This is a genomic window from Companilactobacillus sp. HBUAS56275, from assembly GCF_036913655.1.
In the GTDB taxonomy this organism is placed as follows: domain Bacteria; phylum Bacillota; class Bacilli; order Lactobacillales; family Lactobacillaceae; genus Companilactobacillus; species Companilactobacillus pullicola.
In genome coordinates, this window is sequence record NZ_JAYKKK010000003.1 from 244,280 (window position 1) to 266,317 (window position 22,038).

The 22,038-nt window shown below is 35.6% G+C and carries 18 protein-coding genes and 1 tRNA gene; 8 read left to right on the forward strand and 11 right to left on the reverse strand.

Annotation, left to right across the window (positions count from 1 at the left end; genetic code table 11):
- Positions 1-195 precede the first annotated feature (195 nt).
- On the reverse strand, positions 196-1,539 hold the full coding sequence (locus U8526_RS07640; RefSeq protein ID WP_334341364.1) for an FAD-dependent oxidoreductase: 1,344 nt from the start codon (positions 1,537-1,539) through the stop codon (positions 196-198).
- Between the two features lie 238 nt (positions 1,540-1,777).
- Between U8526_RS07640 and U8526_RS07645 the strand changes: the two genes are divergently transcribed.
- Positions 1,778-2,974 carry a GGDEF domain-containing protein gene (locus U8526_RS07645; protein ID WP_334341365.1) on the forward strand — a complete coding sequence of 399 codons (1,197 nt, stop codon included), beginning with the start codon at positions 1,778-1,780 and terminating at the stop codon, positions 2,972-2,974.
- 564 nt (positions 2,975-3,538) lie between these two features.
- Here the strand turns inward: U8526_RS07645 and U8526_RS07650 are convergent.
- The 4 genes from U8526_RS07650 to U8526_RS07665 all read right to left on the reverse strand — a co-directional run bounded on the left by U8526_RS07650 (position 3,539) and on the right by U8526_RS07665 (position 7,785).
- Positions 3,539-4,192, reverse strand: coding sequence for a YczE/YyaS/YitT family protein (locus tag U8526_RS07650; RefSeq protein ID WP_334341366.1), 654 nt, complete (start codon positions 4,190-4,192; stop codon positions 3,539-3,541).
- A 770-nt stretch (positions 4,193-4,962) separates the two neighbouring features.
- A complete protein-coding gene (locus U8526_RS07655; protein ID WP_334341367.1) occupies positions 4,963-6,426 on the reverse strand; it encodes a multicopper oxidase family protein in 1,464 nt (487 codons plus the stop codon).
- A gap of 271 nt (positions 6,427-6,697) precedes the next feature.
- Complete coding sequence (locus U8526_RS07660) at positions 6,698-7,327, reverse strand: DUF421 domain-containing protein (RefSeq protein ID WP_334341368.1); 630 nt, start codon at positions 7,325-7,327, stop codon at positions 6,698-6,700.
- 8 nt (positions 7,328-7,335) lie between these two features.
- Complete coding sequence (locus U8526_RS07665; RefSeq protein ID WP_334341369.1) at positions 7,336-7,785, reverse strand: DUF3290 domain-containing protein; 450 nt, start codon at positions 7,783-7,785, stop codon at positions 7,336-7,338.
- 686 nt (positions 7,786-8,471) lie between these two features.
- Here U8526_RS07665 and U8526_RS07670 point away from each other — a divergent pair.
- Both U8526_RS07670 and U8526_RS07675 read left to right on the forward strand, forming a co-directional pair.
- Positions 8,472-8,894: a hypothetical protein gene (locus U8526_RS07670; RefSeq protein ID WP_334341370.1), complete on the forward strand. Its 423-nt coding sequence runs from the start codon at positions 8,472-8,474 to the stop codon at positions 8,892-8,894.
- A gap of 46 nt (positions 8,895-8,940) precedes the next feature.
- Positions 8,941-10,101, forward strand: a complete 1,161-nt coding sequence (locus tag U8526_RS07675; RefSeq protein ID WP_334341371.1) for an MFS transporter — start codon at positions 8,941-8,943, stop codon at positions 10,099-10,101.
- A 15-nt stretch (positions 10,102-10,116) separates the two neighbouring features.
- Here the strand turns inward: U8526_RS07675 and U8526_RS07680 are convergent, their stop codons facing one another.
- The 4 genes from U8526_RS07680 to U8526_RS07695 all read right to left on the reverse strand — a co-directional run bounded on the left by U8526_RS07680 (position 10,117) and on the right by U8526_RS07695 (position 13,095).
- Complete coding sequence (locus U8526_RS07680) at positions 10,117-10,638, reverse strand: acyl-CoA thioesterase (protein WP_334341372.1); 522 nt, start codon at positions 10,636-10,638, stop codon at positions 10,117-10,119.
- 51 nt (positions 10,639-10,689) lie between these two features.
- Positions 10,690-10,763 (reverse strand) — tRNA-Arg (locus tag U8526_RS07685).
- A gap of 129 nt (positions 10,764-10,892) precedes the next feature.
- Positions 10,893-12,095, reverse strand: a complete 1,203-nt coding sequence (locus tag U8526_RS07690; protein WP_334341373.1) for a DEAD/DEAH box helicase — start codon at positions 12,093-12,095, stop codon at positions 10,893-10,895.
- 1 nt (position 12,096) lies between these two features.
- Positions 12,097-13,095, reverse strand: a complete 999-nt coding sequence (locus U8526_RS07695; RefSeq protein ID WP_334341374.1) for a Gfo/Idh/MocA family protein — start codon at positions 13,093-13,095, stop codon at positions 12,097-12,099.
- Positions 13,096-13,216: 121 nt separating this feature from the next.
- Between U8526_RS07695 and U8526_RS07700 the strand changes: the two genes are divergently transcribed.
- The 5 genes from U8526_RS07700 (at position 13,217) to U8526_RS07720 (ending at position 19,576) form a co-directional block, all read left to right on the forward strand.
- Positions 13,217-14,557: an APC family permease gene (locus tag U8526_RS07700; RefSeq protein WP_334341375.1), complete on the forward strand. Its 1,341-nt coding sequence runs from the start codon at positions 13,217-13,219 to the stop codon at positions 14,555-14,557.
- Positions 14,558-14,622: 65 nt separating this feature from the next.
- Positions 14,623-15,957: a PTS transporter subunit EIIC gene (locus tag U8526_RS07705; protein WP_334341376.1), complete on the forward strand. Its 1,335-nt coding sequence runs from the start codon at positions 14,623-14,625 to the stop codon at positions 15,955-15,957.
- The gene (locus U8526_RS07710; protein ID WP_334341377.1) at positions 15,950-16,831 is read left to right on the forward strand and encodes an alpha/beta hydrolase; all 882 of its coding nucleotides are present in this window, start codon (positions 15,950-15,952) and stop codon (positions 16,829-16,831) included. The genes U8526_RS07705 and U8526_RS07710 overlap by 8 nt, the downstream gene beginning before the upstream one ends.
- A 654-nt stretch (positions 16,832-17,485) precedes the next feature.
- Positions 17,486-18,829, forward strand: coding sequence for a sensor histidine kinase (locus U8526_RS07715; protein WP_334341378.1), 1,344 nt, complete (start codon positions 17,486-17,488; stop codon positions 18,827-18,829).
- On the forward strand, positions 18,830-19,576 hold the full coding sequence (locus tag U8526_RS07720) for a DNA-binding response regulator (RefSeq protein ID WP_334341379.1): 747 nt from the start codon (positions 18,830-18,832) through the stop codon (positions 19,574-19,576). It abuts the gene before it with no gap.
- A gap of 103 nt (positions 19,577-19,679) precedes the next feature.
- On the opposite strand, the gene U8526_RS07725 is transcribed toward U8526_RS07720, so the two are convergent.
- Together U8526_RS07725 and rlmD are read right to left on the reverse strand one after the other, a co-directional pair.
- Positions 19,680-19,904 carry a helix-turn-helix domain-containing protein gene (locus U8526_RS07725; protein ID WP_334341380.1) on the reverse strand — a complete coding sequence of 75 codons (225 nt, stop codon included), beginning with the start codon at positions 19,902-19,904 and terminating at the stop codon, positions 19,680-19,682.
- A 758-nt stretch (positions 19,905-20,662) separates the two neighbouring features.
- Positions 20,663-22,021, reverse strand: a complete 1,359-nt coding sequence (rlmD, locus tag U8526_RS07730) for a 23S rRNA (uracil(1939)-C(5))-methyltransferase RlmD (RefSeq protein WP_334341381.1) — start codon at positions 22,019-22,021, stop codon at positions 20,663-20,665.
- Positions 22,022-22,038 lie beyond the last annotated feature (17 nt).

Consider the following 22,038-nt stretch of genomic DNA (forward strand, 5'->3'; position numbering starts at 1 on the left):
AGGATTTGCCTAAGTGTCAGAATTGCACGCGCACTTGGCGGGCGATTTTGACACTGTAGCAAACCGGAAGAAATTGGCCTGTGGAGCTCGTTTCCACTATTCCGCATAGAACCATGGTTATTAAAAAAATAAAATCCAAACAAAAAAAGGAGATGCTAAAACTCAAAGCATCCCCTTTTTACTTTATACAAAATTTTATTTTTCTTGACGTTCTTTAGCGACAGCCATTTGAGCAACCAAATTCAAGTAGTTAAATGGATTATCGTAATTTGGTTGGAACAACATATCCATGAAAGCCAAATCATCAATCGTATTCTTATTTTGAATACATACTGACAAAGTATCAGCTGACTGAGCAACTTCATGTTTACTGAACAATTGTCCACCAAGAATCAAACGTGTGTCCTTATCATAAACTAGTCTGATCGTTAACATCGCTGTCGTTGGCATATAAGCTGGACGATAGTAGTCGTGGTATTCAACAACATCCGCGTTCATTCCATGTTCTAACGCATGTCCTAATGTCAATCCGGTTGAAGCAACTGTGTATCCAAATAATTCCATAGCCGAAGTAGCTTGTGTACCCATATACTTTTGAATATTTCCAAAAACATTAATACCAGCCAAAGCACCTTGTCTGATTGCATTAGTTGCTAGTGGCATATAAGCATGTTCATGTGTTGGATTAAAGTAAACTGTACATGCATCCCCTGCAGCATAAATATCAGGATTTGAAGTTTGGGTATATTCATTAATAATAATGGCACCACGACGATCCATATCCACTTGTCCACGCAATAAACCTGTATTAGCGACAAAACCTGTGCAGACGATAACTAAATCAGCCTTGTGATCTTCTTTAGTTGTTTCAATAACAACATTGTCATCGTCATCACGATTAAAGCCGTTAACATTTTCATTCAAATAAACGTCAACACCATGTTCTCTTAACAAATCAACAACTTTTTCAGACATGTCAGGATCAATGTAGTGGTTCAAGACTTGATCTCTTGATTGAATCAAAGTTACTTGATGGTTTGTATTAGCGTAACTTTCAGCCAACTCTACCCCAATATAACCACCACCAACAATGGCGATATGTTTGTAGTCTTTTGCAGTATCATGAATTGCTTGTGCATAACTCTTACACATCAAAATTCTTGAATCCGAAATTCCCATAATAGGTGGCACTACTACAGTTGAGCCAGTTGTCATAATTAATTTGTCATAAGTATCATTAATTATTTCGTGAGTCTCCATATTTTCGCACATCAAAGTCTTGTTTTCAGAATCAATCTTCAAGACATCATGCTTCATTTTGATTGTAGCACCTAATTTTTCTAGATCCTTGGGGCTAGCGTAAAACATATCTTCCAAACGTTTTACTTTACCGCCTAGGTACAAGGCAATTCCACAAGATAAAAATGAGATATTATCGTCACGTTCATAAACTGTAACTTCTGTATCTGGATGTTCCTGAAGAATTTGTTCTACGGCCGCAGTCCCTGCGTGAGTACATCCTACAACTACTACTTTCATTTGATTTTCCCCTCTCAAAATTTGAGTAAAATTTATATTAGAAAACGAATAATGAAGCATAACTTTAAAAAATATCTATCGTTTCACCCATCATTATAAACCTATAAAATTATAAATAAATACGTGTATACTGATACATAACATTACTCAAAAGTAATCAATCATTAAATACTTTATATTACTACAACATAATCCCATAGGCACCAATTTTATGAATCACCGAATGGAGGAGGTAATTTTGAATATCCTAAACGAGATCACCACTAAATACGTGAATCTCACTTCAACCATTATCACCTTAGTTACTATCGGTCTAATTACCGTTATTACTATTATTGCTTATGGTTTGGAAAGAAGAATTGACGATAAGTCCCCTATTTATTTTAAACTGCCAGTTCATTTAGCTGAAGGTGCTGTTTTGGCAGGTAGCATGATCATCCTTCAAAAGACTTTCCTAGTATTAAACAATGGATCGGTCAACAACGGTTGGTTATACGCCAACGCTCAACTAACTATCCTGTTATATGCTATGTATCTTCTACGAAATAAAATAATTTTGCTTATTAATTTACTAATGCCTTTTGCATATCACCAATCCGCAAATATTCAACGCTTAGGTAGCAGTAGATGGCCCTATTTTCTTATCTCATACATTTTCTTGGTAGCTATCATCATTTATATCTATTGGCAAACTGACAGTCTAAAAGATAGTACAATCAAATATCTCACCTTACAAATCCTATACGGAGCTGCATGGTGGATATTACTCTGGGTCGATCACAGTTTTCCATTTTATAATATTTTCAATATGTTAATAGTCTTCGTTATTTACATGGCCATTATCAGGTATTGTGAACATAAGATGCAATTAACTTTGAATGGGTATGATACTTTAAAGAAAGTCGTTAATTATGACGAATTAACTGGAATAAGAAATCGTTCCAGTTTAGATAAGAATTCCAAAGAGATCTATAAACAGTATTCACATGAAGATGATGTTCCTCTAAGCATGGCCATGTTTGATATCGACCATTTTAAACTTTTTAATGATAAATACGGCCACTCAACTGGTGATGAAGTTTTACGTCACGTTGCCCATACAATGGATCGTGAATTATACTTGAAGAAAACACACGGACAAATTTTTCGTTTTGGTGGTGAGGAGTTTATCATCGTCTTTCGTGGTAAAACCGCCGAAGAATGCAAACCCATTATTACCGATTTAAGAAACACCTTACTTCATTCACCATTATTCTTTAATGGCATGCGACTAAATGTCAGTGTATCTTTTGGTATTTCAGAATTAAAGCCAACTGATAGTGGCTTCGCTGATTTGTTCAACCGAGTTGACAGTTATCTTTACAAGTCTAAAAATGCCGGTCGTAATAAAATGACCATTGAAAATGTCACATATGATTTTGATAAAACTGAATAATTAAAAATAGCATCCATTCAGATTTCCTCCGATTCTGGGGAAAATTTGAATGGGTGCTATTTATTTTTTATAGTGGAGATTGCCGTCCTCCACAAGAATTGGGAACGCGGTTGGAACGCTATGGGCGCGATTCGGAGCTAATTATTTTACACTTCGTGCAAAATAATGGATCTTCGAACTCGGCCTCATTGTAAATGGCAAAGCCATTAACAATGATCTCACAGCTGAACGCATTCCCAATTCTTGCTCCGGACTAAAGAGTACTTCTATTGTTTGTATGTTTTTAAATATTAGATAGCAAGACAGTGAACTACAGTTACTTCGTTAATATGTATTTTAACCAAACTTTTTAAGAACCAATAAATTTCATTACTGAGCCAATTTCCCTATTTTCAAGACAAAAAAATAGTGAGAAATTAATCTCACCGTCGGGAAGGAATCAGTTGTTTTTAAATCTGGTAGTCCCTATATGTCATAGTAAACCATGTTCGGCCTGACCGCAATAGTATAAATTGAGAATCTTAACTCTTTTTTTAATAATTAATATAATTTCTTAAATACCAGTTAAAAAGAATAGTGATGTTTCAGCGATGGGACAACGATTTTATCCGAAATACCAATAATAATTCCTTGGCAGAACATTGCCAAAATGGTTCCGATTCCAACAGACAAAATGTGACCGGTTACCGCGAAACAAATTATCATGATGATCACTGGTGGTGTATAGCTGACCAACTGGCCCCAACCAGCCGAACCATGTAAATATTTGAATCGCAAAAGATAAGCCATTTCATCATTAGGATGTTGAATTAGATTACATCTTTGATAAATTGAAGTTCCCATTGAAACGAAAATTAATCCTAATAGATCAACTAAAAAGCGTGAATAGATTGGCAAATAATTTAAATTGAGTGGATTTAAAATATCACTGAAAAATCCCACTAAATAACTAAATGGTAATGAGAATAATAAATTGGAAATAAAGATATGACTATCAAACTTTCCTATTAATAATTGATTAACAATCGTGACGATTACGGCATAGATAAACAATGTCGTTCCGTAACTAGTATGCAGCAGAGTAGAAATATTGACCGCTGAAGCCGTCCACACCGCACTTCCCATATTACTGTCAATCATCAATGCATTCGCGAAAGCATCCAGTACAATCGCAAAAATTAAATAACCTAAACGTTTTTTGAAACTATTATCTTCCAATCTTTTATCCCCCAAAATAAAAAGCAATACCAACTTTGTAATTGGTATTGCTTTCTTAACAGCCTGATTACTAAGAATTAGTTTAAATTAGACTGAAAACGTTGTCAATAAAACTTATTTAAGTTTGGTTGTAGTCGTTAATACTAACTGATGTAGTTGAAATATGCCGCCGTCCGCAAAAAATCTGTGGGCCACTGGAACGTGGTGGACACGGCTTGAAGCTAATAATTTTTCACTCTGTGAAAAATCATGGATCTCCAAGTCCGGTCTTCTACTAACCTTGCTACGCAAGCTAAGTAGAATGGCACCACTGAGGGCCCACAGATTTTTTACTACCGACTAGATTCATGGTTTTAATATTATTAGACAAATTTGAAAGGTGTTTTTGGTTTTTCACAATTTAGAATTGTTAATAATAAAAGAAGAAGCATCCATATCAACCAATGTACCTGGTTATATGGATGCTTCTTTCGATTTAAAAGTGATTTTTAGAAATAGAAAGGATACTGGATTAAGTAATTCATTGTAATTGCACAATAGAAGTACTCTTTAGTCCGGAGCAAAAATTGGGAATGCGTTCAGCTATGAGATCATTGTTAATGGCTTTGCCATTTACAATGAGGCCGACTTTGGAAATCCATTATTTTGCACGAAGTGGAAAATAATTAGTTTCAAATCGCGCCCATAGCGTTCCAACAGCATTCCCATTTTTTGCGGAGGACGGGAATTTAAATATATTCTCCAATCTAACCAAACTTTAGCAAGTATCCTTATTTATTCATTGGGTGATTCATTTCATCCATACTTAATAGATGATACTTATGTTCATGATCTGGATCATAAGCCTCAATTTGAGCCATCATCCCTGTATCCTCGTGTTCAAGGATATGACAGTGATACATGTAGACACCAAATTTAGTGAACTGTACAGCAATTCTAACTGTTTCACCAGCATTGACACCAACAGTATCCTTCCAACCATGTTCATTAGGATATGGTGCCTTACCATTACGACTGATAACTAAGAATTGACAGCCATGCATGTGGAACGGATGAATCATACCAGCATCCATATCGTTAGTATTAACAACATCCCATAGGACGGTGTCACCAATTTTTTGACGACGGTCGATTCTTTGCATATCAAAGAGTTTGCCATCAAGTCTAACTTGATCATCCATACCTGACATAACGGTACGAGTGATAGGTAAACCAGGTGTTACTTCTGGAGCATTGATTGTTGTGAGATGTTCGGGAAGTTTGGTATCATCTGGAGCATATTGGCCAATCTTAAATTTCATAATTGGCATGTCATCACTCATCAAAGTAACCACATCACCAGGATTCTTGTCACCAAAGTTAACAATAACTTCAGCACGTTCAGCACAAGTTAACATCAACTTAGTTAACTCAACTGGCTCTGGCAAAGTACCACCATCAGAAGCAATTTGAGTAAATTCATGATTATCGTCAAAATGAAGACGCCATTCACGACGATCGGAACCATTTAAAATTCTTAAACGAACTCTTTGAGTTGTAACATCAAAGACACCATTGATTGTGCCGTTAACTAAAGCATATTTACCTAAAGTACCATCGATATCGTAATCTTTCTTATAATCCAATTGATTATCATGATAACTTCTATCTTGTAAAATAATTGGAATATCATCCACACCATAATTGCGTGGGAATGGTAATTTGGCTTCCTGGGCATCTGTTACAACAACAGCTGCAGCTAATCCATTCCAAACCTGACGAGCTGTGTTAGGACATGGATGTGGGTGAATCCAATCAGTTTGTGCAGGTTGATCTAGTGTAAAGTCAATATCACGACTGCCACCTGGATAAACTGGAGCATGGGGACCACCATCAACGATAGGTCCTGTAACATTTAGTCCATGCCAATGGAAAGTAGTAACTTCTGGTAATTTATTAACAAGATGCACATGGTAGTGAACTCCTTGCTTCAAAACAATCGTTTGGCCCAATAATGAAGTGTTGTAACCCCATGTCTTAGTCTTAGCACCAGGCAAAATTTGAGTTTCACCCTCTTGTGCTGTGATTGTGTAATAAACATCGTTACCCTCTACCTTGTCTGGTTTCAAAGCAGCTGGGATATTCAATGGATGATCAGGCATATCCACTTTTTCTAGTGGTACATAACCTCCATCGTGCAAATCAAATACTGGTTCATCAAAGAAATAATCATTGTAAACTTTTGTTTCTGACATTCATAATCGCCACCCTATTTAGTTTTTGATCGAAACGTACAAACGCAATTTACTAAAGCCTCAACAAACATACCGATAGCCATCATATACATAGCTATCATATTTTTATCAGCGAAGACAAAATACAATAAAATTGCATAAAAAATTAGCATGATTAGTGCGAAAACCCTAGAACCACCTGCCATATTATTATCACCACCAAAAGTTATTACAATTTCATTCTAATACAGTTGAGGCTTTATGAAAATGGATTTTTGGCTAACCTAAAAAATTAATATTTATAAATAACTAACTCACCGTTGATGTAATTAGCCATATATACTTCAGAAATTTCGAGTTGACGCTTCTTTAATTCCTCTTCGACCCAAGCTTCATCTTTACCTGATGTTGATAATTCATCCATATCAAGCTTGCCATCCAAAATCAGAGGATATTTGAAACTATCTTCATCCTTCAAAATAATCGTTAACTGACCGTTACGTTCAAATACAGCTCGTTTAACATTTCTGACATCTAAAACGCCCGCTTGGCGCAATTTAAAAGATAGATCATTAGCCGACAAACCATTCTTCAAAGCCAAATTAACATCAATATGTCCATTCTTAACAATTATCTGTGGCGTTCCTTCGATAACCTTTTTGAAAAAGTTATTGTGATTAGTTAGAAATTTAGCGATAAAGACAACTAAAGTCCATATCAATAAAACCAAAGTGAATTGTAGAATCGTAATACTAGCGTTGTAGATCATCCCACCAACGATACCACCAAGAACATAGTTTTGAAGTTGATCGATTGCACTAGTAGGCGCAATGTTACCTCGTCCAAACAGATTGATCTGCAAGACCATGAATAAGAAACCTATAATAAATTTTAAAGTTAAATCACCGTATTGTAATACCATTATGTCACCTATTTTTTAACCAATTGTATTTTTTGTGAGCTGATTATATTAGCCTTCGAAAGCGTATAACTGCTCAAATTATTATCAAAACTGACCCGATAAATATCTTTGCCCGCCTTGATCAACATTCCTTCAGTCAAACTAGAACTGTTCGAGTACAGTTTATTCTTGGAAACCTTCTTATCCTTAGCAACCGATTCCATCAAACTTAAAGTCTGATTAGTCTTATTATTGATATCCAACTGTTGTTCATAATTGTTGTAATTGATACCGATAAATAAAAAGATTCCAAGTCCAAAAATAATCAACAGATCTCGATATTTATTGTCAGATCGATTTTTAAAATACAAGTAACTAGTTACAAAAATAGCCGTCGCTAGTACTAGAATTCCTATAATAAACAAGAAATTCGGTTCATTATTGTGTTCCACCAAATACTGATACGAATAAAAACTCATTTATATCCCCTCAACTATTTTTTTATTTACGATTAGTATAGCAAAAAGTCATCATCAAGGATTTATCAAACAATTCATTAATAAAAATATTTTCTTGCGCAAACAATTGATTTGTTTCATAATACATAAACGTTGATTCTTAAATTCAGGTATAGATAATATCAACTTATATACGTTAAAGATGCCGTTGGTAGTAGAAAATCTGTCGGCCACTGGAACGTGGTGGACACGGCTTGAAGCTAATAATTTTCTACTACCAACTATATTTCTGATTCTATTATTACAACATTGCGTTATTCGAATATTCTCTAACTTCATATGGTCAGATAAGGATTATGAGGTCTGGATTAAGTGAAAAAGATGTTTATTAGTGAAATACATGGATGTATCTCATTTTTAGTGAATACCATTCTTACCATCTGATATCTTAAAGTCCCCCAAAAATAGAACCGGATACTAGTCCGGAGCAAAAATTGGAAATGCGTTCAGCTATGAAATCATTGTTAATGGCTTCGCCATTTACAATGAGGCCGACTTTGGAAATCCATTATTTTGCACGAAGTGGAAAATAATTAGTTTCAAATCGCGCCCATAACGTTCCAACAGCATTCCCAATTTTTGTGGAGGACGGCAATTAAACACTACAACTGCAATTACGCAACAATCTAAAATAGGAGGTGGTAAATATGAATCATACTTCAAACCTTTGTACTTGGTTGAATATGAAACACTTTGAAAATGATGTTCAAGTAAACCTTGAAAAAGTATTAATTAAATATGACTTATCTCCTGCTGAATTTAGTTTCTTACACTATCTTTATGACCAATATGAATCCAAAGCTAGCTTGCTAGAAATTAAAGACTCACTAAAATTGAGTTCTGCCGCCGTTTCGCGGATGGCTGTTCGTCTAGAAAACAAGGACTGCAAACCTATCATTCGTTATCATAGCGATAAAAATCAAAAAGAAGTTTGCCTAAAAATTACTGAATCTGGTATCAAACATTTTAAAGAAGCCTCTGAAGTAGTTGATCAATCCTTAAATGAATCATTCTCAAGTAAAGAGTTTCAAAACTTGAGAGAAGCAATCTTAACTACGGAGACTGAGTAAAGAATCCTCGTGATTCTTTTTTCTTTGTCTAAAAGAGGAGCAAATTATGCACAATTATAAGTTTCAAACTACCATTTTAGTATTACTGTCATTCGTTCTCGGTAATAACGAATTTTTAGTCATGGGCGTTCTTTCCAATATTTCCAAAACTTATCATGTTTCCATTGCAAATGTTGGTTTATTAATCACAGCTTACGGTCTAATCTATGCCATCAGTACACCGATTATCACATCTTTACTCGGTAACTTTAATCGTTACTATACTCTGATAGGTTTGACAGTTGTCTTTATTCTGGGTAATACCCTGAGTGGGTTTGCCAGTAATTATACTGTCTTAATTATTTCCCGTGTCATTGCGGCCTCGGTAGCTGGTGCAATTATTTCACTGTCAATGACCTTTTCTAATGTTATCGCTCCAAGGTCGAAACAAGGAACCGTCGTTTCCTGGATCTTTTCTGGTTTCAGTATTGCTTCTGTCTTCGGGGTTCCATTTAGTACCGCTATCAGTACTGTTTTTGACTGGCGCATGACTTTTTTCATCATATCTCTAGTCAGCGTTATAACGCTTGTTCTGTTGATGTTATCTTTGCCAAGAGAATTTGAACAAATCAATAGCCCACTGAAGAGTCAATTCAAATTGATCAAAGATCCTCGTATTTATACAGGGTTCTTTCTGCCATTCTTCGCCATTGCGGCTATCTATGTCATTTACACTTATCTTCAACCACTTTATGGCACACTGGGATTTTCCAAAACCAGTCTAAGCATCTTTTTAGCCGTCTTTGGATTTGCCTCACTAGTAAGCAATCAACTATCAGGACGAATTTCTGAACACGGTGGTCTCAAATTCATGCCTAAAGTTTACACGGTTGAAATCTTCATCCTTTTAGCTGTACCGTTTTTGATTCACAACAAATATTTGGGGTTAATCAATCTACTTATTGTCGGTGTTGTTATGTACCTAATTAATGCACCCATTCAAATACACTTCTTAAATATTGCTGAAGAATCATATCCCCAAGCAGTTGCTCTAGCCTCATCTTTAAATCCTATTGCCTCCAATTTGGGAATATCGTTAGGGTCAGCCGTCGGATCATTGATCGTTGGTAACTTTGGTCTTACACAAGTTGGCTTCGGTGGTGCTATCTTTGCTTTAGGTGCTTTACTGATAAATTTAAAACTAAACCAAATCGTTTCCAGAGCATGAAAAAAGACGTAGATATTATTCTGCGTCTTTTTTGATTTGCCATGGGAATTGCAAACTGATATTTTTATTGAATTTTTCTTGTTCCAATAACTTCTTTAAACGTTCATCTTGACGTTGATGATAACCATTACAAACATACTTAGCTTCATCATTGTCTGGAACAATCTGTGGTAGAACAATATCCTTGTCTGTTACAACGAAAGTTGAAAAACAAGTTAATCCTAAGAAACGTTTTCCTGTCTTCAAATGCTCACCAATAATTTTAGTAAAAACTTCAATTGATCGACTGCCTACTCCCGTAACATAGGATTCCGTACACATTGAGTCTTGAAGCTTGAACGGTAAAATAAAATTAACTTGATCAATCGAAGCAGTCACTGTTTCAATTCGAGCAACTCGCGAAGCTGAAATCGAAGAATTATCGTCAATTGTCGTTAACGTTCTTCCACCAAATACTGTCTCATGTTCATTCAAATCTGATGAAAAAACTCGATGATTACTGATGGATAAAGTATCGCTACATTTAATTTCTCTCATAAATTACTCCTAGAAAATAAAAATTCTAGTGCTTTTTAACATTTTTTCTAATGATCCCTCCCGGAATCGAACCGGGGACCTACTGCTTAGGAGGCAGTTGCTCTATCCAACTGGGCCAAGGGACCAAGATCTTATAGCCAATAAAAAACAGCTATAAGAAAATTATATCTCATATACGCAATTATTCAACACTGGAAAAATTGAAACAAAAAGCTGATTGGCCATGTTTTAGCCAAATCAGCTTTTTTGTTTCTTTATTTACTACTACGACGCTTACCCTTATTCTTTTGATCACGTAAACGTTTCTTAGCCTTAGGCTTGTCTTTATGACTAACTGGTTTCTTACGAGTAACAGGCTTATTCGAAAGTGTTCCATCACTCTTAAGATAAGCTTTGTTTATCTCAATATCAGTGAAATCACGCATATTCTTCAAATCATGACTGTTACCAAAGGTAAGCACGATACCGCTCTTACCCATTCTTCCAGTTCTTCCAGCACGATGAACGTACTCGCTCTCATCCCTTGGAACCATGTAGTTAACAATTGTCGTGATATTATCAATATCCATCCCACGAGCGGCCACATCAGTTGTTAACAACAAATTAACTTTCTTAGTTGAAAAGAGTTGAATCGCTGACTTACGTTGTTGTGACGACATCTTACTGTCCAAAGCCACAAAGTTAGTCTTATTATGATTCAAATCACTGATTGCTTTGTGTAGTGAACGAGAATTATTGAAAAAGACGATTCCCAAAAACTTCTTATTGTGTGCCAACTCACGCACTAAAGCATTCTTGATAAATTCACTATTAGCATCAATAAAGTAATGCTTAATTCCAGCGGTGTAACTAGTATCGTGGCGTTGATCAATAATCTCAAAGTCCTGTCCAAACCACTTATGCATATCTTTGAAGGTCTCATTACCAGTGGCTGAGAAGAAAGTCATCTGAACATCGGCTGGCATCTGAGCAATTGTCTCACGAACCGTTTCCAACTTCGATTCATTCAACATCTCATCGGCTTCATCAACAATAACAGTGTTGATCTTACCCAATTTCACCTTACGGGCCTGAGTCAATTCATTTAAACGCCCTAACGTAGCCACAATAATTTCAGGTTTTTCCTTCAATTTCTTCAATTGACGTTGGGGATTAGCACCACCAGTGACTGCTTGAACTTTGCAATCAACTAATTTAGCTAAAGGTTGAATGACATCCCTAACTTGCATAGCCAATTCCTGTGAAGGTTCTAAGATCAATACTTGTAAGCCATCCTTGGGTACTAAGGTTTCCAACATTGGCATCACAAACCCTAAAGTCTTACCGGAACCAGTTGGTGCCATAGCGACAAAATCTCTGCCCTCTTTAAAAGGTAAATAGACTGCTTCTTGAATCTTTGTTAAAGCACTAAATTGATTTTGCTTAAAATAATCTTGATATAATTTTGGTATTTCCACTTTACTTATCCTCATCTGCTCCAAAAACAAGTCCTGCACTTGTTCTAGCTTGTTCTAGAATTCTATTTACAATTCTAGCGTACTTCAAGAGATTTTCATAAGTTTCTTGATCATTTTCAGTCATAATTCGTGCAAATTCTTTTGCTTCAGAGTCCATGGGATTTTCACTCTTAACAGTTGGAATAGTTGTAATATTCTTATTGTCGTCGGCAAGTTGAACGTGTGTGATGTCGCCACCACTGTCCATCAACAAAGTTTTTCTGTCGAAATAAATTTCTGAATTTGCATATGAATTCTTAGTCTTACCAACTAAAATATTGACGTCAAATTCAGGATACTTCAAAGTCAAACTACCACTACCATCAATTCCAGATGAAAGTATTTCAGCCACATAACTGACAGACTCGGGTTGTCCAAATAATACAACGGCGTCATAAACTGTGTAGACTCCTAAGTCATACAAAGCCCCACCAGAAAACTTAGGGTTAAAGATGTTAGGCAACTTACCAGCTTTGAAGTCGTCATAACGGCTCGAATATTTCATGTAAGAAAGTGTTGCCCCACTCAATTCAGCACGATTTTCTTCAACATAATTTTGAATCTTTTTGAAAATTGGTTCGTGAATGTGACGAGCAGCCTCAAACAAAAAGAGTCCTTTTTCATGAGCTAGATCGTCCAAAATAGTAAACTCTCTAACTGTTGAAGTACTTGGTTTTTCCACAATAACGTTTTTGCCATGTTCCAGTGCTAATTTAGCTTGTTGGAAATGTAATCCATTAGGCGAAGCAATATAAACAGTATCAAAATCGTCGCTACTGAAAAATTCTTCTAGATCGGTACTGATATTAATATTCTTCTTTTGGAGGTCTTCAATAAACTTGTCAGCTTTTTCTTCAGTTCTTGAATAGACATGCGTTAATGAAAAGCTCTTTGTTTCATCTGTTGCATTAACAAATTGTTCTGTAATCCAATTTGTTCCAATTATTCCTAAATTTATCATAAAATCACCTCGCCTTAATTCTACTTATATGTAAGCGCAATTACTACTAAAAAAGTACCAGAATTATATCAATATGGTATATAATTGCAATTTAAGCCATTTGAGGGGGTAGTTTTTTTTCATGAACAAGGAAACAGATAAATTCAGTCTGAAAAGAGATCTCGGTTTCTTCTCAGCACTATCAACGGTAATGGGGCTCGTTATCGGTGGTGGAGTCTTCTTCAAGATCTCCAGTGTAACTGCAGCCACCGGTAGTCCTAGTTTGACCATCTTTGTATGGTTACTTGCCGGTTTCATTACGATCAACGCTGGTTTGACCATTGCCGAATTAGCCTCAGCCATTCCAGTCGCTGGTGGTATTTATAAATACATCGAATATATTTACGGAAAAGTTCCTGCTTTTCTACTAGCCTGGGCACAGTCAGTTATCTATTACCCAGCGGGAATCTCAGCTCTATCAATTATTTTTGCTACACAAGTTATGAACCTTTGTAACATTTCTTCTGTTTGGCAAATACCAATTGCCATTTCATTAGCTGTCTTCCTCTACGTCGTTAACTTATTAGGTGCCAAAGTCGGTGGGACGATACAGACCGTCTCTTTGATTGCTAAATTGATTCCGATCGTTTTAATTATCGTCGTTGGGATTTTTACACCTTCAACTAATCCTATTTCACTCTTTCCAATCACTTCTGGTAATCATGCTAGTTTCTGGTCTTCGCTGGGTGGCGGACTACTAGCAACCATGTTTGCTTTTGATGGCTGGATGAATGTTGGTAGTTTGGCTGGTGAAATGAAGCGTCCCGAAAAGGATCTTGCTAAATCAATCATTGTTGGACTCTTCGCCATTACTCTAATTTACGTTCTAATTAGTTTCGTATTCATTAAAGAATTGCCATTCAACTTGATTCCTGGAAATCAAAATGCCGCATCTGAATCTGCCGTTCATATTTTCGGTGAGATCGGTGGAAAAATCGTTACAATTGGTATTCTGATTTCTGTTTTCGGATCAGTTAACGGTTATACTATGACCGGTGCACGTGTACCTTACGTTTTAGGAACTGACGACGACATTGTCTTTTCCAAATTCTTCGGTAAATTAACTAAGAATACTCGTGTTCCTGCAAACGCTGGCTTAGTACAAACCGTTATTGCAGTCATCATGATCTTTATGGGCAGTTTTGATTATTTAACCGATATGTTAGTTTTCGTTATGTGGATCTTCTCAATGATGATGTTCATTGGTGTCTTCATCTTAAGAAAGAAAGAACCCGAACTGGTACGTCCTTATAAGATCAATTTTTATCCTATTCCACCAATCATTGCCTTAGCAGGTGGAGCTTATATCATTATTTCCACTTTGTTCCGTCAAACTGGTCTAGCTATGATGGGAATTGGAATCACCTTATTAGGTTTACCAATTTATTACATACACTATTTGTATAAAAAGAGGTCGCTATGATGGCGGCTTTTTTTATTTGCGGTATACTTTTCCTGAAATCTATAAAAAGCTGATGTGGTGCTTTCATGAAAACAAAATTTAACAACAAATTTGAAGAGAAATTAATTCTGGGAACTCTCAAAATTCAAAAACTACTCATCTACCGTATTATTCAACGTACATTACTACTGATTTTTCCCTTTGCTCTCTTCGGTAGTTTCATTAAAGTAATTCAAACGGTCATTATTGGTAAGGAAGGATTCTTAACCGATGTCTTTCCCAACCTAAGTAATGACTTTATTTATCTCCAAATCGATAACATTGCTACAGTCCTCTACAACCTATCTTTGGGATGGGTCTCAGTTATTGCCGTTTTCGGTGCAGCCAAATATACCGCTAAACATTTCAATCGGGACGATCAATTGGCCGGTATCACTGCAATGAGCTCTTTGTTAATCATTGATTACACTTACTCCAAAGTCCAAGCAGTATCGTTTCATCCACAAATTTTGGGCTTACGTGGTCTTCTATTTGCATTTTTCCTAGGAATATTTGTCGGTTGGATTTTTAAAAAAACAAGTCGACCTATTCCTGACCACGTTACACATTTCGGCGTATCCAGCGTTACTGAACGTTCTTTTATTTCCGCAAAACCAATCATAATTTGTTTACTATTGGCGATGGTCTTCAGTATCTTAGTCAATGTTACTTATTACGCTGAAGCACCTGGAAATTATATCAATGCTCTAGCCTCTGAATACAATTCTAAAAGCCCTTTATCACAATTAATAAAGACTTTTATCTTCTCTATCTACACTTTGGTAATGTCATTCTTCGGTTGGTCTGGTACCTACTCACCAAATGGAACCGAAAAAATGGATGTTCTTTCCAATATCAATCTCTATTATGCTTTAGATAAACATACCGCTTGGAATGCCCCTAATCCGTTTACCAGTTCCTCACTCTACCATGCTTTCGCTACCTTTGGTGGTACCGGAGCTACTTTGGGACTAATCATTGCTATCTTGATCATCGGTAAAGATAATGACTATCAAACCGTTGCTAAATTGGCTATCTTCCCCAGTCTCTTTAATATCGGTAGTGCTCTGATGGCCGGCATACCGGTCTTCTTCAACGTTATTTTCTTTATCCCATATATCCTGGCTCCTGTAGCCGATATGGCTATGGCTGCCTTAGCGATTCAATTGCATTTAATGCCGCCTAGCGTCTATCCTGTGCCAATTGGAACACCAGGACCACTAATTGCCTTCATTGGTACAAACGGTAGCTGGCAGGCTCTAATATTCTCAATTATCGCAATCATAATTTCTACCTTGATCTATATTCCCTTCGTAAAAATGGCTATCAAGATCAAAGGATATGATAATTTGAGTATTGAAGAAGGTGGCTTGAATGCATAGATTAACCAAGAATAAAAACTTCAAATATCTCTTTATGATGTTAGTTTTCTTTATTATCCTCGGCATCCCCTCGTATATCTGGACGCAAAAAAATGTTACAACCTTAGCTGGAAGATACAATTCACCCATGACACCTATCATCATGATTCCTGGTAGTAGTGCCTCAGCCAATCGTTTCGATAACCTAGTCAGCACAATAAACAACAAATACGGCGAACATCACAGTCTGATGAAGATTACCGTCCATACAGATGATTCTTTGACCTACACCGGTAAAATTCGAGCCAACGATCCCCAACCTGTTTTCGTCGTCGGCTTTGAAAATAATTCCGACGGCTATGAGAACATCAAGAAACAAGCCCGTTGGTTCAATATAGCCTTCAATGCTATAAAAAAACGTTATCGTTTCAGTGTATTCAACGGCTTCGGCCATTCCAACGGTGGCTTGATCTGGACCATGTTCTTAGAGAATGATTTCAACGATGATAATATGAATATTGATCAGCTTCTAACCGTTGGAACACCGTATAATTTTGAAGAGAAAAACACTTCCAATCATACACAGATGCTCAATGACCTCATCAGCAAACGTGATAACATTCCAGGCAACATGACCTATTACTCAATTGCCGGAACTCAGTTGTATTCTGATGATGGAATCGTACCACTAGGAAGCGTTGATGCCGGTAAGTATATCTATGAGGGTCATATCAAACATTACACACTAATTACTTTAACCGGTAACAAAGCCCAACACTCAGATATGATCGACAGTAATGAGTTCTTGGATATTTTCCATCAATACATTATCGGTAACGGAGTTAACAATCCTAATTCACCAGATAGCAAGAGAAGTGCCATCGCTTCACAATAAGTTAGTTTAAATATGCCACCCTCCACAACAAGCCCGATTGGTCTGGAACGCTGTGGACACTGATTTGAGCCAATTGAAGTTCACAATTGTCTCAAATTCAGGTCTTTTACTAGGTGATAAATCACCAAGTAAAATTTCACGGCTGAGACCAATCGGACTTGTTGCTCCGGGTTAGATAACGATTCTATTTGGCTTACTTTTCTACTTTTAAAAAAATAATAGCGTCTATTCAGAATCCTACTAAATTCCGAATAGATGCTATTTTAATTCTAACTAGACAACGTAAATGACTAAAAATATTTATCAAAAATCAAATTAACATGAGTCGTTTCCCCTTTAATTTTGATTTAGAGATTTTAAAATATCTTTTTAGAAGAAACAATTATTCTTCTGAAATAAAATAACAGAAATACTATTTAGTTCGGAGCAAACGTTAGGAATGCATTCAGCCGTAAATTCATATACTTAATAGACATTATTAATTTCTTAAATCAAATTTCATAATCCCCTACTTGATTACATAGAACTATTCAAATGCTGCAAATTTAGTAAATAATAATAGAATCAGAAATCTAGTCGGTAGTAGAAAATCTAAGTACCTTCTTATCTTAACCAATCCTTGTATTAGTCGGTTTTTTTAAATACAATTGAGCTATGGTATACATAGACTGGCAACTAGAATGGATTGCAAACTTCTTTATGCTCTTTGCAGTTTTACAATTAAAACACTACTTTATTAGAAAATTTACTGTTTGCTTTTTTCTTGCCGATATAGCCTTGTCTTTAATTTTTGGCTATATCGGTTTATTTTTTGATGAATTGTTCGTTCTCTTCTTTATTGGGGCGATTCTGATCTTCAATTGGTGCGTTAAAAAATATCGGTCTAATATGCAAAATTCAATTGCATTGATCATGGCCGCTAATATCGAACTAGTCTTATTCAGTCTGGGAACTTACACGGCTAGAATTTTCTTCTTCATCGCTTACAATCAGTGGCAATTAAAACTTTTAGAGACTTATCAGGAATATTTTGTTCCCATTTCTTTAGTCATTAATACGATTTATTTGCTCATTGTCGTATTAGTCTTTGAGCATTTTCGTTACCAAACTATCAAACTATGGCTTCAAGTTGAAAAATATCACTTAGGTAAACGTGTATTAATACTATCACTGGGAATCTTCATTTCATTTATGGTTATTATGATCATCAGTGATCTTCAATCCGTGACGGCTACCATTCAAGCTAGTCTAATTCTGATTTTCTCAATTCTTCTAATTTTTGCCTACTACCAATTGACCGTATTCGTACATGCGATTGCCATTCAAAACGAAGCTCAAGAAAAATTGACTTACAACAAGCAATTGAATGAATATCTAACTAGTGTTCAACAGCAATATACTGAATTGCGTAAGTTTAAACATGACTTTCAAAATATCATGCTTGCGATTAAGCCTCTAATTGATCAAAGTGATTCACAGGAATTGAAAGATTACTATCTTGATATCACTAAAGAAGAGAGCGAAATGTCGTTAGTTAGTCGTGGTAATATTTCACAGATTCAAGCTATTGATAACGATTTGATTCGTGGACTAATTATTCAAAAATTCTTTATTGCTAAAAGTCGTCATATCAATTTTCACCTTGAATTGAATCAGGAACACTATCAATTTCCCAATGAAGTTCTAATTATTGTTCGTATCTTAGGGATCCTGATCGATAATGCTTTGGAATATGTCGAAGAAATTGCCGACAAAGAAGTAACTTGTGCCATTACTCAGACTAAAAATACTACCGAAGTCACAATTGATAATCCTTTGAATGAAAATCTTAATTTAAAAGATATTTTTCAAAGTGGTTACTCAACTAAAAAGGATCACTCTGGCTTTGGTCTGGCTAATGTTCGTAAACTTATTAATCAATCCGATAACCTTTATCTAGAAACAAAAACGGTCCACAATCATTTAATGATGACGCTTATTATTGTTGGGGGTGATTGAATGTATCCCATTTATTTACTGGAAGATAACGAATTACAAAGAAATCAATACGCCGAATTCATTCAAAATGGTATTTTAATTAACGATGCCAATATGGCTTTAGAAGTGGCTTCTGGTACGGTTGACGACTTTCTTCAACACTATACACCAAAAAGACAGGCCCTCTACTTTTTAGATATGGAAATTTTAGACGATAAACTAGCCGGCTTAAAAATAGCCGAAAAAGTCCGTCAGGATTCACCACTCTCTCAAATAGTTTTCATAACTACTCATGATGAATTATCGTTGACCACTTTGGAAAGAAAAATTGCTCCAATGGATTATATTTTAAAAGATAATGGCTTGGAAAATATTAAACAAAGTATTACTGATGATATTCAAAAGACTCAACAAGAATTACGGGCGTACAATCACCTATCGAAAAATGTCCTTGATTACAAAATTGGCAGTCGTTACTTCTCAATTTTAATGGACGATATCATCATGCTTTACACTAATAAAGATGCTCCTGGTAGAATTTTCATCATCACCAAGTATCAGTTAGCCGAATTCAACGGTTCCTTAAATACCTTTGAAGAAGATTATCCTAATCTCTTTCGCTGCAATCGTAGCTTCTTAGTCAATGTCGACAATGCCATTAATTATGACAGTAAGACTAGAATTTTATCATTCATTGACGGTTCAACTTGTGAAGTTTCATTTAGAAAAAATAAAGAATTAATCAAATTAATGTCTAATAATCATTAATAACTACAAAAAAGCAGCACTATTTAGAGTTCACGATGCACCACTGCATATTGTGAAAATTCTAAATAAATGCTGCTTTTTTATTTTTGTGAAAGACAAAATTTTATCTGCCAACCAAAGTATCTAAGCTAACGCCGTAAACGTCAGCAAAACGTACCATCATGTAGATATCGGGAGTTCTAGTATTATGTTCATATTTGGAAATGGTCGTAATATCCACATGCAACATCTTAGATACTTCACGCTCTGATAAATTACATTGCTTACGGCATTCTCTTAAATTATCACCTAAAAAAATCTTATTACGATCTAATACAAATTCTTTCATAATGTTCCCTCAATTCTTGATCATGAAAACATTATATTTCAGAAACAATAAACGAAACATAAAATACTTATGAACGTATGATTTTTACCGATTAACGTTAACGAAAGAATCGAAGTACTCCAAAAATAATAAGAAAGGCTCCAAAGAACATACTAAAAATTAATGCAATTAGTGCAAAAATTACTGGTGCAGATTGTTTTTTCATATTATCGAAGTACTGCTTAGAAACGATTAACTGCCAAATTCCCAAAGCTATCGCGCCAATTCCAATTATATAGTTCATCTTGTTCACCTTTAGGTTCTTGCCAAAGTTTGGTTAGATATATTTAAATTTTTGCGGAGGACTAAAGAGTACTTCTATTGTTTGTACGTTTTTAAATATTAGATAGTAAGACAGCAATTAACGCTATTTCATTAATATATATTTTAACCAAACTTTTTTGAGAATCCGCCTTTAATAGTTGTATTTCCTCAATTCAATATTACACGATTTTTAGCTTTTTAAAAATGAATTGGACTTTTGTTTTTTCCGTATACGAAAAAAGAGTGATGTAGGTTAATTATTTCTTCCTACTTCACTCTTTTTTATTTTAGCTTTTCTATTTTAATGAACCATGGTTCTATGCTGAATAGTGGAAACGAGCTACGCAGGCCAATTTCTTCCGGTTTGCTACAGTCCTGGAATTGCCCGCAAAGTACGCGTGCGATTCCAGGACTTAGGCAAATCCTCGGAAATTCCCGGGCCTGCTCCGCTCTCTCTATTTCTTTGTCAAAGCAACAACACTTTCAATATGATTTGTCATTGGGAACATATCAACTGGTGTTACATCGCCAATATTATATGTATCGCTTAACAATGAAAGATCACGTGCTAATGTTGCTGGGTTACAACTGATATAGACGATCTTTTCTGGCTTGATGTTCTTCAATGAATCCATCAATGAATTTGCCAATCCTTTACGTGGAGGATCGACCATCAAAACGTCAACTGACATTTTGTTCTTAGCCCACTCATCCAAAACATCCTCTGTCTTACCAACAACAAAGTCAGCATTTTCAATACCATTCAATTTGGCATTTTGGTCGGCATCTTTAACGGCATCTTCGATTACTTCAATACCGGTAACGTGTTTAGCTTTGTTAGCTAATGATAGTCCGATTGTACCAATTCCTGAATAGGCATCGACTACTTCTTCTTTGCCTGTCAATTCAGCTTTATCGATAGCTAGTTGATAAAGATTTTGTGTTTGAACTGGATTTACTTGGTAGAAAGATCTTGGTGAAATACGGTACTTGTGTCCTAAAATTTCATCATCAATGTACTTCTTACCGGCTAATAGAGTCATTTCTTGTCCAAAGATAACGTTGGTATTCTTTGAATTAACATTCAAATACAATGATCTAACTTCAGGATTATCCATGATTTCTTTAGTGATGTCTTTGTAATGTGAGATATCACGTGTTCTTGAAACTAGCACGACCATCATTTCACCAGTAAAGTAAGCACGACGTACCATGATTGTTCTAATTTGACCTTTTTGATTTTGTTCATCATAGCCACGAACTTTGTACTTACGAAGGATATCGCGAACTTTGATAATTTCTTCATCAATCTTAGGATCTTGAATCAAGAAGTTTTCCATTGGTACTAGATCGTGTGAACGACGACGATAGAAACCAGTTGTCAACTTACCATCAACTTGACGAACTGGTACTTGAGCCTTGTTACGATAATTGAATGGTGATTCCATCCCTAGTGTTGGGTTAACTGTAACGTCTTTTAAGCCCATTTTACTGAAGTCAGTTACAACTTGATTATGTTTGAATTCAAGTTGCTTGTCGTACTTCAAATGGCTCAATGGGGCAATTCCTGTTTGTGCATAGATAGCATCGATATCATGAACACGATCTGGAGATTCCTTCAAGACTTTTAAAGTTCTTGCAAAACCGAAGTTCTTATTGATTCTAGTGATTACAGCATTCACTGTTTCACCGGGTAAGGCATTATCAACAAAGAGTGTAAAGTCATCAACTTTAGCAACACCCTTACCTTCATATGATAAGTCTTTAATATCTAAATCTAATTGTTGGTTCTTCTTTAAGTTTGGTTTTTCCATTTTTCACCTATACATAG